The 14,019-nt window shown below is 71.8% G+C and carries 11 protein-coding genes; 4 read left to right on the forward strand and 7 right to left on the reverse strand.

Going from position 1 to position 14,019, the window contains the following annotated elements:
* Positions 1 to 17: 17 nt before the first annotated feature.
* The gene (locus tag CRYAR_RS39010) at positions 18 to 293 is read right to left on the reverse strand and encodes an isoamylase early set domain-containing protein (RefSeq protein WP_035858334.1); all 276 of its coding nucleotides are present in this window, start codon (positions 291 to 293) and stop codon (positions 18 to 20) included.
* A gap of 269 nt (positions 294 to 562) precedes the next feature.
* On the opposite strand from CRYAR_RS39010, the gene CRYAR_RS39015 reads away from it, so the two are divergent.
* A complete protein-coding gene (locus CRYAR_RS39015; protein ID WP_035858336.1) occupies positions 563 to 2,539 on the forward strand; it encodes a HelD family protein in 1,977 nt (658 codons plus the stop codon).
* On the opposite strand, the gene CRYAR_RS39020 is transcribed toward CRYAR_RS39015, so the two are convergent.
* Positions 2,536 to 2,796, reverse strand: a complete 261-nt coding sequence (locus CRYAR_RS39020) for a DUF4229 domain-containing protein (RefSeq protein ID WP_035858338.1) — start codon at positions 2,794 to 2,796, stop codon at positions 2,536 to 2,538. The two genes, CRYAR_RS39015 and CRYAR_RS39020, sit on opposite strands and share 4 nt — an antisense overlap.
* A 2-nt stretch (positions 2,797 to 2,798) precedes the next feature.
* On the reverse strand, positions 2,799 to 3,968 hold the full coding sequence (mqnE, locus tag CRYAR_RS39025; RefSeq protein ID WP_035858339.1) for an aminofutalosine synthase MqnE: 1,170 nt from the start codon (positions 3,966 to 3,968) through the stop codon (positions 2,799 to 2,801).
* Between the two features lie 207 nt (positions 3,969 to 4,175).
* Here mqnE and CRYAR_RS44265 point away from each other — a divergent pair, with 207 nt between their 5' ends.
* Together CRYAR_RS44265 and CRYAR_RS47815 are read left to right on the forward strand one after the other, a co-directional pair.
* Positions 4,176 to 6,419 (forward strand): NlpC/P60 family protein, encoded by a 2,244-nt coding sequence (locus CRYAR_RS44265; RefSeq protein ID WP_051571558.1) that lies wholly within the window; start codon positions 4,176 to 4,178, stop codon positions 6,417 to 6,419.
* A 2,079-nt stretch (positions 6,420 to 8,498) separates the two neighbouring features.
* Positions 8,499 to 8,828 carry a hypothetical protein gene (locus tag CRYAR_RS47815; protein WP_157018412.1) on the forward strand — a complete coding sequence of 110 codons (330 nt, stop codon included), beginning with the start codon at positions 8,499 to 8,501 and terminating at the stop codon, positions 8,826 to 8,828.
* Here the strand turns inward: CRYAR_RS47815 and CRYAR_RS39040 are convergent.
* Positions 8,797 to 9,921 carry a MalY/PatB family protein gene (locus CRYAR_RS39040; RefSeq protein WP_035858341.1) on the reverse strand — a complete coding sequence of 375 codons (1,125 nt, stop codon included), beginning with the start codon at positions 9,919 to 9,921 and terminating at the stop codon, positions 8,797 to 8,799. The genes CRYAR_RS47815 and CRYAR_RS39040 overlap by 32 nt on opposite strands.
* A 30-nt stretch (positions 9,922 to 9,951) precedes the next feature.
* Here CRYAR_RS39040 and CRYAR_RS39045 point away from each other — a divergent pair, with 30 nt between their 5' ends.
* The gene (locus tag CRYAR_RS39045; protein WP_035869663.1) at positions 9,952 to 10,539 is read left to right on the forward strand and encodes a putative glycolipid-binding domain-containing protein; all 588 of its coding nucleotides are present in this window, start codon (positions 9,952 to 9,954) and stop codon (positions 10,537 to 10,539) included.
* On the opposite strand, the gene CRYAR_RS39050 is transcribed toward CRYAR_RS39045, so the two are convergent.
* From CRYAR_RS39050 to CRYAR_RS39060, 3 genes are all read right to left on the reverse strand, one after another.
* The gene (locus CRYAR_RS39050; protein ID WP_035858343.1) at positions 10,530 to 11,633 is read right to left on the reverse strand and encodes a P-loop NTPase family protein; all 1,104 of its coding nucleotides are present in this window, start codon (positions 11,631 to 11,633) and stop codon (positions 10,530 to 10,532) included. The genes CRYAR_RS39045 and CRYAR_RS39050 overlap by 10 nt on opposite strands.
* 117 nt (positions 11,634 to 11,750) lie before the next feature.
* Positions 11,751 to 12,827 (reverse strand): L-cysteine desulfhydrase Cds1, encoded by a 1,077-nt coding sequence (gene cds1, locus CRYAR_RS39055; protein ID WP_035858345.1) that lies wholly within the window; start codon positions 12,825 to 12,827, stop codon positions 11,751 to 11,753.
* On the reverse strand, positions 12,817 to 13,797 hold the full coding sequence (locus CRYAR_RS39060) for a threonine ammonia-lyase (RefSeq protein ID WP_035858347.1): 981 nt from the start codon (positions 13,795 to 13,797) through the stop codon (positions 12,817 to 12,819). The genes cds1 and CRYAR_RS39060 overlap by 11 nt, the downstream gene beginning before the upstream one ends.
* Positions 13,798 to 14,019: the final 222 nt, after the last annotated feature.

Raw genomic sequence — 14,019 nt, forward strand, 5'->3', positions numbered from 1 at the left:
TCGACAGTACGTCGGCCTCAAACCACCAGGACGCTGCCCGTCGAGTCGATGCCGTCGGCCTCGGCGTCGTCGAGCCACAGCCCACCGGTGCCGAGGTACCGGAAATGGTGGGTGCCGGACGGCAGCGTGAGCGTCACGCTGCGGGTTCCGTTCCGGCGCGGGGTCAGCTCGTGCTTGCCGGGCTGCCACCCGTTGAAGTCGCCGACGACGCTCACCGACGGCGTCGTCTCGTCCATCGGCAAGGTGAACGTGATCTTGGTCTTGGAATCCTTCAGCGGTGTGCGCTTGAGCACGAACAGGCTCCTCTCCCTTGTCGAGGGGGGCCGAAATAGTATTTACCTGACATATTACCCATTCACCATGGGGTTTTGTCACCTCTGTTGGACGGCGGAGCCGCGGTACGCGGATCGGCGCGTTCGCTCGAAAGGGTTCGCCGCGTGGCGTGGTGAGGATTATGGTTCTGGGCTTGTGTCGTAACCCCGTCGAAGCCGGGCGTCCCGGGGCGTGAACCGCGCCGGGCCTAGGGCAGTGGGGACCCGTTCAACGGTCCCGGAGGCCCGTGATGACGTCGTTGGAAACCGAACTCGTACGGGAAGTCGCGCACCTGGAGACGTCGCGGGCGGCGCTCAAGGCCATGCGCGAGCGCACCGAGGCGCTGACCCGGTCGGACGTGGCCGGTGACGAGTTCTCCGCCGAGGCGCTCGCGCGTGCGCTCGCCCGCCGGATGGAGTCGCTGCTCGACGACGGGACGACCCCGCTGTTCTTCGGCCGGCTCGACTTCGACGGCGAGCCGTACGCGGGCGAAACGTTCCACGTGGGGCGTCGGCACATCACCGACGCGGCCGGCGACCCGCTCGTCGTGGACTGGCGCGCCCCCGTGTCGACCGCGTTCTACCGGGCGGGCGCGCACGATCCGCGCGGGGTGCGCCAGCGGCGGCGCTTCGGGTTCTCCGGCGGCCGGCTGACCTCGTTCGAGGACGAGCACCTGATCGCAGGCGAAGAGTCGGGGCTCGGGTCGCGGCTGCTCACCGAGGAGATCGAGCGGCCGCGGGTGGGGCCGATGCGTGACATCGTGGCGACGATCCAGCCCGACCAGGACGTGCTGGTCCGCGCCGACCTGGAGACCAGCCTTTGCGTGCAGGGTGCGCCGGGCACCGGCAAGACCGCGGTCGGGCTGCACCGTGCCGCGTACCTGCTCTACGCCTACCGGGAGCGGTTGAGCCGGGCCGGGGTGCTGGTGGTGGGCCCGAACGCGGCATTCCTGCGCTACATCGCGGAGGTGCTGCCCGCGCTCGGTGAGATCGACGTCTCGCAGCGCACGGTGGCCGACCTGGTGGCGCGGGTGCCGGTGAAGGCGGAGGACACGCCGGAGGCGCTGGCGGTGAAGGGCGACGCGCGGATGGCCGCGGTGCTCGCCGCGAGCCTGGCGGGCGCGTTGCGTGAGCCCGACGCGCCGCTGGTGCACGCCGAGCCGGGAGCGCGGCTGCGGCTGGGGCCGGGCGAGTTGGGCGAGATCGTCGCCGAAGCGCGTTCCTCGTACCTGGGTGGGGTGCCGTACTCGACGGCGCGGGAGCGGGTCGCGCACCGGGTGGCGGAACGGTTCCGGCGGCAGGTGGAGCGCCGGGGCGGGACGCCGACCGACGCGTGGGTCACCCGGGTGGCGCGGTCACGCGGGATGAAGACCTGGCTGGAGTCGGTGTGGCCGGCAGCGGACCCGTCGGCGATGGTCGCGCGCCTGCTCGGGGACCGGTCGCTGCTCGAGCGGGCCGCCGCCGACGTCCTGACGCCGGCCGAACAGGACACGATCGCGTGGCCGTCGGTGCCGCGCCGGCCCCGGTGGACCGCCGCGGACGCGGTGCTCATCGACGAGGCGGCCGGGCTGCTCGAGCGGGTGCCGGGATTCGGGCACGTGATCGTGGACGAGGCGCAGGACCTGACGCCGATGCAGGCGCGGGCGATCGCCAGGCGATCACCCCACGGTTCGCTCACCGTGCTCGGCGACCTCGCGCAGGGCACCGCGGTCGGCGGCGCCCACGACTGGCCGACGCTGCTGGAACACCTGGCCAAGCCGGCGACGGTCGTCACGCCCCTCACGACCGGGTACCGGATGCCGGCCGAGATCGTCGAGTTCGCGAACCGGCTGCTGCCGGTGCTGGGAGCCGACGTGGCACCGGCCCGATCGATCCGGCGCACCGTCGGGGCGCTGCACGTTCGTCCGGTGGCGGATCCGGTGGCGGAAGCCGTGGCGGAGGTCCGCGCCGCCGTCGCCGAGCCCGGCTCCGTAGCCGTGATTTCGGCCGACGCCACGAGCGCGCGCGTCGGCCGGGCCCTCGCCGCTCTCGCCGACGAGGACGCCGTCACGCTGCTGCCCGCGAGCCTGGCAAAAGGGCTGGAGTTCGACACGGTCGTGGTGATCGAACCGGCGGCGATCGTGGCCGCCGAGCCCCGCGGCCTCAACCGCCTCTACGTCGTGCTGACCCGGGCGGTGTCCCGGCTCACGATCCTGCACAGCGAGCCGCTACCGGCACCGCTGGCTTAGGGCTGGTCCTCGTCGCCGGCCAGGGCGGCGCGCAGCTTGGCCTTCTCGGTCTGACGCTTGCTCATCCGCCCCTCGACCCGCTGGGCGAAGGCTTCCCGCTGCTTGCGCAGCAGGAAGAACGACAGCGGGGCGGAGAGCAGCAGCGCTCCGAACACCAGCATCCAGGACCGGAACCCGATCACGAACAGCACGAGCGCGCACGCGGCGAACACCATGGCCCGCGCGGTCGTGTACAGAAAACCCGGGTGCAGGCGCATCCTCAGCTCCACATCGGCTGCGGCTCACGACGACGCTCGGCCAGCGGCGTCGGGCCCTCGTACTCGCGCACCACCTCGTAGCGGGTGTTCCGCTCCACCGGCGTGAACCCGGCGTCGCGGATGAGGTCGAGCAGGCCCTCGCGGTGCATCGTGTTCGGCGTGCCGTACCCGTCGGCGTCGTGAGTGATCTTGTACTCGACGACCGAGCCGTCCAGGTCGTCGACGCCGAAGTTCAGCGACAGCTGGGCCAGCGACAGCCCGTGCATCACCCAGAAGCACTTCACGTGCGGCACGTTGTCGAACAGCAGCCGGGAGACCGCGAACGTCTTCAACGACTCCGCGGGCGACGCCATCTGCGTGCGCTCCTCGAGCCGGTTGCGGATCTTGCCGTCGGCCGGCTTCGCGCCGTCGTGCTGGTAGCGCAGCGGGATGAAGACCTGGAACCCACCGGTCTCGTCCTGCAGCTCACGAAGGCGCAGCACGTGGTCGACGCGGTGGCGCGGCTCCTCGATGTGGCCGTAGAGCATCGTGCAGGGCGTCTTGAGGCCCTTGGAGTGCGCCAGCCGGTGGATCCGCGACCAGTCTTCCCAGTGGGTGTCGTGGTCGACGATCTGCCGGCGGATCTCCTCGTCGAAGATCTCCGCGCCGCCGCCGGTGAGCGACTCCAGGCCGGCGTCGATCAGCTCGTCGAGGATCTCGTCGGCCGAGAGCCCGGAGATCTTCTCGAACCAGTGGATCTCGGTCGCGGTGAACGCCTTCAGCGAGACGTCGGGCAGGACCTCTTTGAGCGCACGCAGCGAGCGCGGGTAGTAACGCCACGGCAGGTTCGGGTGCAGGCCGTTGACGATGTGCAGCTCGGTGAGGCCCTCGGACTCCATGTCCTTCGCGAGCCGCACCGCCTCCTCGATACGCATCGTGTAGGCGTCCTTCTCCCCCGGCTTGCGCTGGAAAGAGCAGTACGCGCACGAGGCGGAACAGACGTTCGTCATGTTCAGGTGGCGGTTGACGTTGAAGACGACGGTCTCGCCGTTCTTCGCGGTGCGGACCTCGTGCGCCAGACCGCCGAGCCAGGCGAGGTCATCGCAGGCGTAGAGCGCGACGCCGTCGTCGTAGGAGAGCCGCTCACCGGCTCGTACCTTCTGCTCGATCTCACGTTTGAGGCCGGAATCCATGTGCCCAGCATATGCGGGCCGCGGAGCGACTCAGGCACGTGACTGTTTACGCATATTTTGCTATACCCCCATAGTGGGCTCAAACGGACTTATCGGTTCAGGCCACCCGGCAAGCGGTGGGAACTCCGGCAACGGGATCCGCGACTGATGGGCGGCGCGCACCGGAAACCGACGCTGTTCACGTGTGATCACGCTCGTGCATCCCGCATGTCGATCGCGGTCGGGACCGCGTTGACGCTGTTGGCGGGCGGCGGGGCCGCTTGGGGTGACGTCCCGGCCGGAGTTCACGCGCTGAACCACCAGCTCGCGCCGGTCCGCCCCGCCGAACCGCGGGACGAGAAGCCGCTCCGCGTGCTCGGCGTCCCGACCGGCACCACGAACTCGGTGATGGCCAGGACCGGACGTCACCACGGCCCGAACGAGCCGATCACCACGCGGATCGCGCGGGCGTCGGCCGCGGCCGAGGCGGTCGCCGAACGGCTCACCGAGGCCCGCGCCGCGCTCGACACGCTCGTCCGTGCGCAGATCCAGGCCACGGTGACTCTCACGCTGGCCCGGACCTCGACCGAGCAGGCCGAATCCGCCGCCGCGACCTGGACGCGCGAATCGTTCATCGCCCAGGCGAGCCGCCCGGAAGGTCTGGTCGCCGACCCGCGCACCGGAATGCTCGGCCGGCCCACAGCCGTGCTCGACCTCGAAGCGGCCGAAGCGCAACAGCGCACCGCCACCGACGCCGCCGACCGGGCCACCGCCGCCGTGACCGCCCAGCGCGCCCACGTCGCCACGATCCAGCGTGACCTCGACGCCCGGGCCGCCGAACTCCACCGGCTGCGTGCCGCCCGGGCGTCGGCCCTGCTCGAAGCCGATCGTCAACGTGACGCCGTCGAGGCCGCGCTGGCGCGCAAATACCTGCGTGACGCCGACGGGGCCGCCGGAAAAGCCGCGGCCTCAGCGGTGAACTTCGCGCTCGCGCAACGCGGGAAGCCGTACGAGTGGGGCGCCGAAGGACCGGAACGGTTCGACTGCTCGGGCCTGGTGCAGACCGCCTACGCCACCGCGGACGTGACGCTGCCCCGCACCGCCCGGCCGCAGTACCGGATGACCAAGCCGGTCCCGGTGACCGCGCTGCTCCCCGGCGACCTGCTGTTCTTCGCTACCGACCACTCCGACTGGAACACGATCCACCATGTGGGGGTGTACCTCGGCCGTGGGTTGATGGTGCACGCCCCGACAACCGGAGACGTGGTGCGGGTGGCACCGGTCTGGTGGTCGGAGTTCTTCGCCGCGGGGCGCGTCGTGCCCGGGCGGCCCGGCCACTGGTCGCCGGCCGTGGATCTGCGCCCCGACGCCCCGGTGCGGGCCACCGCCCGTCGACCCCGGGTGGTGACTCCGAAAGAGCCGGCGCCGATCGACCCGGCGACGGCCACGCCGATGGTGGAGCAGCCCAAGTCGCCGAGTCCGTCGCCGTCGGAGGTCCCGGCTGACGCTGAGGGGCATACGGCTAGTTCGGGTCGTTCGAAGTTGGCTCGGGTGGATGCGGATGGGTCGGGGTCGGGTTCGGGTCGCACCGCCGCGCGTGGTGGTGCCACCGATCGATCCACGTCTCGACGTGCGACCGCTGACAAGCGGGTTCCGAGCCGGGCGATCCGCGATGCGCAGAAGTCGGAAGGGAACAAGACGCGCGCCACCAGGGCGGGTAATGCGCGGGCGGCAAAGAGCGGTAAGTCGCGGGCGGGCAAAGCTGTTGGGTCGAGCACGGGGAGAGCGGCCGGGCCACGCACGGGGAAAGCAGCCGAGCGGCGAGCGGGGAAAGCGGCCGAGCGGCGAGCGGCCGGGCCGCGTACGGGGAAGGCGGCCGGGCCGCGCACGGGGAAAGCGGCCGGGCCGCGCGCGGCCGGGCACCGCACCGCTCCGGCCGTCGCGGTGCGGGATGGTGAAGCGGGTACTGCAGGTGCCACCAAGGCCGTCGACGCCCGCCGCACCAAGGCAGCCGAGCCGCGCGCTGCTAGGAGGGGCGGGGTTCGTCTGGCTCGGTCCGGCGAGGTTCACGGTGTTCGAGCCGGCGGAGTTCGTGGGACTCGGGCGGGCGGACTCCGTGGCGTTCGAGCCGGCGAGGTTCGCGGTGTCCGAGCCGGTGAAGTTCGCGGCACGCGGGCCGGTGAAGTTCGCGGCACGCGGGTCGGTGAGGTTCGCGGTGTCCGACCCGGCGAGGTTCGAGGCACGCGGGCCGGCGAGGTTCGCGGCGCGCGGGCCGGCGAGGTTCGCGGCACGCGGGCCGGCGAGGTTCGCGGCACGCGGGCCGGCGAGGTTCGCGGCGATCGGGCCGGTGGGGTCGGGGGCGCGCGGGTCGGTACGACTCGGGCGAAGGGTGGCCGGGTGGCAGTGAAGACCTCGTCGACGATCGGGCCGAGCCCACCGGCAGAACCTCGCTCCCCGCAGGATCCGCAGTAGCCCTGAGTCCCACCAGCATCACTGCCCTCTTCAGCACTGACACCGGGAAACGATTCAGGCGCACACCGTGACCGTTACGCCATAATTTTCGGCACTGTCGCGAGATATCTGGGTTCTGTCGGCCGTCCAACGGAAATCATCACTCCCACATGGCACCGTTTGCGCGGGTCGCCCGTTCGAACCGGAAGGTGGGAGATAGTAATGGCCGAGGAGGAAGAGGGGCCCCGGACCGTACGGCTCGATCCGTCACAGCTCCCGGGTGGGTCTCGCTTCACACCGCCGGTCATCCCGGACCAGCCGCCGACCCCACCGGCCAAGGACGGTTCACCCACCGACCCGTCCTCCGGAGCCACCCCCACCGACGCCGGTTCCCCGGCACCGGCGCGCCCCGGCGCCGACTCACCGGCAGGGCCGAAGGATCCCGTCGGCACCATCGGTTCGGCCAAGGTTCCTGGCTCCGCGGAGTCCGACGATCCGGCGGCGCCGGCTGAGGCCTCGGAGATCGGGGCGGCCGAGGGGTCGCCGATCGTGGAGGACACCGATGATGTCGAGCGCAACGCCCGGACTCGGATCGCGCCCCTCCCCCCGGATCTGATCACCCGCCTCGCCGAAGCCCGCCCGACCACCGGCCCCGGCGCGCCCGCCGACAATTCCCCGTCGCCTGCCACCCCCGCTGAGGGCTCCGCCAAGCCCCAGTCCCCCACGAGCTCCGCCGCGCCCCTTGCCCCCGAAACGGGATCCGCCACACCCGCCCCGGCCGCGAAGGGCTCCGCCACACAACCCATCCCAGCCGCCCCAGTCGTGCAAGGCTCCGCGGCACCACCCGCGGCCGTTGCGACAGGCTCCGCCACACCAGCCACACCAGCCACACCCGCCGCGCGAGGTTCCGCCACACCACCCGCCCCCGTCGCGACAGGCTCCGCCGCCACACCCGCACCGGCAGCAACAGGCTCCGCCGCACCACCCGCACCGGCCTCAGCAGGTTCCGCCGCACCACCCGCACCGGCCTCAGCAGGTTCCGCCGCACCACCCGCACCACCCGCACCGGCCGCGACAGGCTCCGCCACACCGGCCAGCCCGGCCACACCGGCCAGCCCGGCCACACCGGCCACTCCGGCCGCGCGAGGTTCCGCCGCACCATCTGCGCCGATTGCGCGGGGATCGGCCACGCCGCCCGATCCGGTGGACGAAGGCTCTGCCGCGCCCGGGCGACCGGCGGCGAAAGGCTCCGCCACACCCGTCAGCCCGGCCGCGAAGGGCTCCGCCACGCCCGCCACGCCCCCCGCCGCACCTGCCAGCCCGGCCGCCAAGGGCTCCGCCACGTCTGCCGACTCGGCTGCGAAAGGCACGCCTGCCGACTCGGCTACGAAAGGCACGCCTGCCGGCTCGGCTACGAAAGGCACGCCTGCCGGCTCGGCTACGAAAGGCTCGGCTGCGAAAGGCTCGGCCACGCCCCCTTCTCCCCCCGCAACAGGCTCCGCACCATCGGGCACTTCCGCATCCAGCGCACCATCGGGCACTCCCGCCTCTGCGGTGGGATCTAGCGCGCCGGTGGCGAAAGGCTCTGCGGCACCGGTCTCCCCGACGGTCGTAGCGAGCGATTCAACAGAAGCTCCGGCGAGCGCCGAGGCCGCAGCTCCCGGCGCCGGGAGCGGAACCGCCCAGGGATCGAGTGAGAACGACACCGCTCCGGCGGCGACCGGGCAGGACGCCTCGCAGGAGACGGTCGTGCCGAAGTCGCCGGTCACGCCGGCGCCGTCTGCTCGGACGGACCAGACCGCTGTGCACCAGTCGCCGGCCGGGTCGGCGCGGGTCGACCAGACTCTGATCAGCCCACCCCCAGCCTCCGGCGCCCCGAACCCCAACCCTCCGGCCGCTTCCGCCGGCAAAGCCTCCGTGCCCGCACCGCCGACCCCCGCCGCCCCGAACGCCGGCAAAGCCTCCGTGCCCGCACCGCCGACCGCCGCCGCCCCGAACGCCGGCAAAGCGTCGGTCCCCGTCCGCCCCTCCGCGCCCCACGACGGCGACGTCCCGGCGCCTCCGAACTTCGTCGCTCCGACTGACCACGCCGACCCGGACATGCCTACCGTCTTCCGGCCCGGCTGGACCATCGAGCCGGGATGGTCCGCCTACCCGAACGGCGTCCCCCCGAAGTCCCCGGAAGAACAGACTCCGTCCTTCGACGACCCCGATCAGACACCCAACCCCGAGCACACCTCGTCGCTCGCCGGTGCGCTGCTCGGGCCCGCGTCCGCCCAGCAGAACGTTCCGCCCGAGCCCGAGTCGAACAACCGGCGCACGATGCTCGTCGTCGCGATCGTGCTCGTCGTCGCGGTGGCCGTGGGCGCCGGGATCGCGATCGTGGCCGGGGACACGATCATGTCCGTCCTGGACGGCGTCCTGTCGTGAGCAGGGCCCGGCCCAGGCGGTCCACCGCTTCGGCGAGGATCTCGGGTGCGGTCGCGAAGTTCAGACGCACGAAACCGGCGCCCTCCGGGCCGAAATCCAGGCCCCGGTAGAGCGCCACCCGGCCCCGCTCCAGCACCACCGGAGCGGGGTCGTCGCCGAGCCCGTGGTCGCGGAGGTCCAGCCACGCCAGGTACGTCGCGTCCGGCGTGTGGTAGCCCACGCCCAGTTCGGCCAGCGCCGACGCCAGCCACCGCCGGTTCACGTCCAGTTCGGCGCGGAGAGAGTCGAGCCACGCGTCGCCGGAGGTCAGCGCCGCGATCGACGCGATCACCCCGAGGTGCCCGGTCGAGGACACCGTGTCCTCCGGAATGCCCGCGAGCTCCCCTCCGACCAGCAGCGCGGCCTTCAGACCGGCCAGGTTCCACGCCTTCGACGTCGACACCGCGGCGTACGCGTCACCGGTGCCCTCCAACGACAGGTACGGGGTGAAGCGGGCCTCGCCGAGCGTCAGCGGCGCGTGGATCTCGTCCGAGATCACCGTGACGCCGAACTCGGCGGCCAGCGACGACACCTCGGTGAGCTCCTCACGCGTGTGCACGGTGCCGGTCGGGTTCTGCGGGTTGCACAGCAGGTACACGCGCGCGCCGCCGGCGAACGCCGCCTCCAGTCCGGACAGATCGAGCCGTCCCGACCGCAGCGGCACCGACACCAGGCGTCGCCCGGTCATCTCGAGCCACTCGAAGAACGGCGGGTACACCGGTGGGTTGATCACCACCGAGTCACCCGGTGACGACACCAGTTCGATCGCGGTCCGCGCCGCTCGGGCGACGTCGGGCATCAGCGCCATCGCGGCCGGGTCGGGATGCCAGCCCCACCGCCGCCCGGCAAAACCGGCGTAGGCCGCGGGCAGCGCATCCGGTTGCGCGTACCCGGTGTCGGAGACGTCCAAGGCCGCATCGAGAGCTGATCGGATCGACGAAGACAGCTTCGTGTCCATCTCCGCGACGAACAGCGGCAGCACGTCAGCCGGGTACCGCCGCCACTTCTCGCTCCGCCGCTGCCGGAGTTCGTCGAGATCAGCCCAGAGATCCATGGGCCCATGATCCGTGGCAGGGTGAGCACCATGGGCACCTTCGCATGGAACCGGGTGGGATTCGGAGCCGAACTCGCGGTCGTCCACACCGATCGTGGCCTACGCGCCCGCGGCTGGGCACTCGGCGCGGAGCCCGAGCCCTACACCAGCCATTACACGCTGGCCACCGACGAGAGCTGGGCCACGGTTTCGCTGGAGATCCAGACCGAGGGCGAGGGCTGGGCCCGTTCCCTGCGGATGACGCGGAAGTCCGCCCGCGACGAGTGGAAGGTCCGGGCGAGCGAGACCGGCACGCTGAACGGCTCCCCGGCCGGCTCCGAGTACCCGGAGCGGATCGTCGACGCGCTCGACGTCGACATCGCGTTTTCGCCGTTGACCAATACACTCCCGATCCGCCGCCTCGACCTGCTCAACCAGCCGGTCGGCGCGGAGTTCGAGCTGAACGTGGCGTTCGTGCAGCTGCCGTCGTTGTCGGTCATCAGCAACGAGCAGCGGTACGCGGTCGCGGGGGACGGCGAGATCGGGTACCGCTCCGGTGACTACCGCGTGCAGATCACCGTCGACCGGGAGGGCTTCGTGGTCGACTACCCAGGGCTGGCCACCCGCGATCAGAGGTGACGATCGCCGTCGACGGTCAGATCGAGCCGGCTCTGGTGGACGACCGCCGCCCGGTGACGCACGGCGAGGTGCACGCGGTAGACGTCCGGGCGGCGCGGCGCGACGAACGGCAGCTCGAGCCGTTCGGCCCGCTCGTGCGGAAGGCAGCTGTGCTCACCGTCGGGCGGGCAGGGACAGGTCCAGGCCGGCCCGTGCGGCGGGACGAACATCGGGTGCGGCCCGGGAGGCACCGTGACGGCCTCGGCGACGGCCGACACCTGCACCCAGCCCTCGACGTCACCGGGTGATCCCGTAGCGAGCATCGCGATCCGGATCAGGTAGTACCCGCCCGGCGCGAGGGCTCGGCTCACCGGCTCCCCCTCGGTGTCCACCACCGTCACGGACACGTCGAGCGCCGGTCCGGAAGCCAGCGGCTCGGACCGCCGCCACCACCGCCGACGCCCGGTCGTCGTCGGTGGCGGCTCCTCGGAAGGCTCCGACACCCCGACCCCCACGGGTTTCGCCAGCTCCGAAGCCGCCTCCGACCAGGCCCGGCGCGCCGGCGGCACTTCGGGGGCGGCCGGACCGAGCCGGGCGTCCGGTACGAGCTCGGTGACCGGCCGCACCCCGCGGATCGCCTGCTCGTCGACGCTCACCACCGCGCCGTGGCGTAACGCGAGCGCGCCGAACGCCTCCGCCTCGGCGAAGTCGTCGAGCACCAGCACGACCGTGCGCCCCGGCGTCACCAGCGCGCTGACCGTCTCCGCCGCACCCGCGCCGCCCAGCGCGGCGGAGAGACCCCGAAACGTGTCGACGAGCACGACCGCGGGCGGAGCCGCAACGGCGCCGATCGCGCCGGCGATCGCTTCCCAGCCCTTCCGCCCGGCCGCCGAGGGCGCGCCGTTGAGCCGCACGGTCCGGGGCCGGTCGGCCGGCGGGTCGACGGCCATCCAGAGCGCACCGAGGTCGATCATCGTGCCACCGGCGGCCGGGCCGGCCAGGATCGTCAGCGCGGCGCTGCGACCCGCACCGGCCGGCCCCACCACGAGCACCAGTGGCTGCCTGGCCACCAGCGAAAACACCAGGTCGGCGTGGCCGCCCCCCGCCGCACCCACCGGCGGCGGTCCTGGCACGTTTCCAGTCACCGTCGTCCCCGCTAGCTCAGGCCCGGCGCCCAACTACTGACCACTCCCCGACAATGCTGCCTTGCGCCCGGTGCCAAAGCCAGCGGTTCACGCGGTTGGGCTCACCCACTCACCGGTCTCGTCGAAGCGCTCGAGGGTCTCGGTGTACGGACCGAGGTCCAGTCCGGCGGCGCGCAGCCACTCGTCGTCGTAATAGGTGCGTGCGTAACGCTCGCCCCCGTCGCACAGCAGCGTGACGACGCTGCCGGTGCCGCCCCGCAGCGAGTCGAGCAGCGCGAACACGCCCCAGAGGTTCGTTCCGGTCGAGCCGCCCACCGGCCGGCCGAGCCGCCGCGTGGCGTAGCGGGCGGCGGCGATCGAGGCGGCGTCGGGCACGCTGATCATCCGGTCGACGACCCCGCCGACAAAACTCGGTTCGACCCGCTGCCGTCCGATTCCTTCGATCCGCGAACCCCGGGCGGTGGTCACGCTCGGGTCGGCGACCGACCAGCCCGGCAGAAAGGCCGAATTCTCCGGGTCGACGACGCACAAGCGCGTGTCGAACCGGCGGTACCGCAGGTAGCGGCCGATCGTGGCGCTGGTGCCGCCGGTTCCGGCGCCCACGACGATCCAGCGCGGTACCGGGTGCCGCTCGGCCGCGAGCTGGCCGAAGATCGACTCGGCGATGTTGTTGTTGCCCCGCCAGTCGGTGGCCCGTTCGGCGTAGGTGAACTGGTCCATGTAGTGGCCGTCGAGGTCGGCGGCCAGCCGGCGCGATTCGTCGTAGACGTGCGACGGGTCGTCGACGAGGTGACAGCGTCCACCCTGGAATTCGATGAGCGCGATCTTCTCCCGGCTGGTGCGGGCCGGCATCACGGCGACGAACGGCAGCCCGAGCATGCGGGCGAAGTACGCCTCGCTGACCGCGGTCGAGCCCGAGGACGCCTCGACCACGGTGGTGCCCTCGCGGATCCAGCCGTTGCAGAGCGCGTACAGGAACAGCGACCGCGCGAGCCGGTGCTTCAACGACCCGGTCGGGTGCGTCGACTCGTCCTTCACGTACAGGTCGAGCCCTTCGAACCCCGGCGGCAGCGGAAAGGTCAGCAGGTGCGTGTCGGCGGACCGGTTGGCATCGGCCTCCACCTTGCGCACGGCCTCGTCGATCCAGTCCCGGTCACTGCCCACCGAGGTACTCCAGGTACTTCGCCGGGTCGACGTTCCCACCGGAGACGACGGCGACCGTCCGCCCGGCCGGCAGCGCCGACGAACGGAACAGGTAGGCGGCGGTCGTCACCGCTCCGGACGGCTCGACGACCAGCCGCGACTTCTGTCCGAGCACCCGGGTCGCCTCGACGATCTCCTCCTCGGACACCGTGACCACGTCGTCGACGTAGCGGCGGATGTGTTCGAACGGCAGCACGCCCACCGACGTCGTCCGCAGTCCGTCGGCGATCGTGCGGTAGGTCTGCTCGGGTGTCCAGACGACCCGCTCGCCACTGCGGAAACTCTCGTAGGCGTCGGCGGCGAGTTCGGGCTCGACCGCGATCACCCGCGTCCGGGGGGAGAGCTCCTTGATCGCGGTCGCGACACCGGAGATCAGGCCGCCGCCGCTCACCGGCACCAGGACGAGGTCCGCTTCGAGGTCGGCGGCGATCTCCAGCCCCACCGTGCCCTGCCCCGCGATGATCCGCGCGTCGTCGTAGGGCGGGATGTGGGCGTAACCGTGTTCGGCCACGAGTTCCAGCGGCCGGATGTCCCGCTCGGCCGGCGGCACGATCACGACCTCGGCGCCGAACCCGCGTGTCGCCTCCAGCTTCACCGCCGGCGTGGTGTCGGGCATGACGATCGTCGCCCGTATACCGAGGCGCGCCGCGGCGTACGCCACGGCCTGGGCGTGGTTGCCGCTGGACTGGGCGACGACGCCGCGAGCGCGTTGGTCGGCGTCGAGTTGCGCGAGCGCGTTGCTGGCTCCGCGGAGCTTGAACGCGCCGGTCGCCTGCAGGCTTTCGGGCTTGAGCCAGAGCGGACGCCCGGCTTCTCCCCAGACGCACGGCAGCAGCGGTGTCCGCACCACCAAATCCCGAATCCGGGCAGCTGCTGCCTGAATGTCGCTCAGCGTCACCAATGCGGAGGATGCGGTAGGGATCGCGGTCATACGGTCACGATAGCCAGACGCGTGGGCGCGTTCCGGGCCGGAGACCTACCTGCTGCTCCCACCTCGTAATTTATCCGCTTTTAGGAGCATGCTATTTCGATCAAGAAAGCATCCACACGTATTTCGGCCATCCACCGACCCGCCGAATCCGACTCAGCCGTTCCCCCTATCCGTCGACCACGCTCGGTATCGGAAATTCATATGACGAATTTCGAACGCCGA

This window comes from Cryptosporangium arvum DSM 44712, from assembly GCF_000585375.1.
GTDB classification, from domain to species: domain Bacteria; phylum Actinomycetota; class Actinomycetes; order Mycobacteriales; family Cryptosporangiaceae; genus Cryptosporangium; species Cryptosporangium arvum.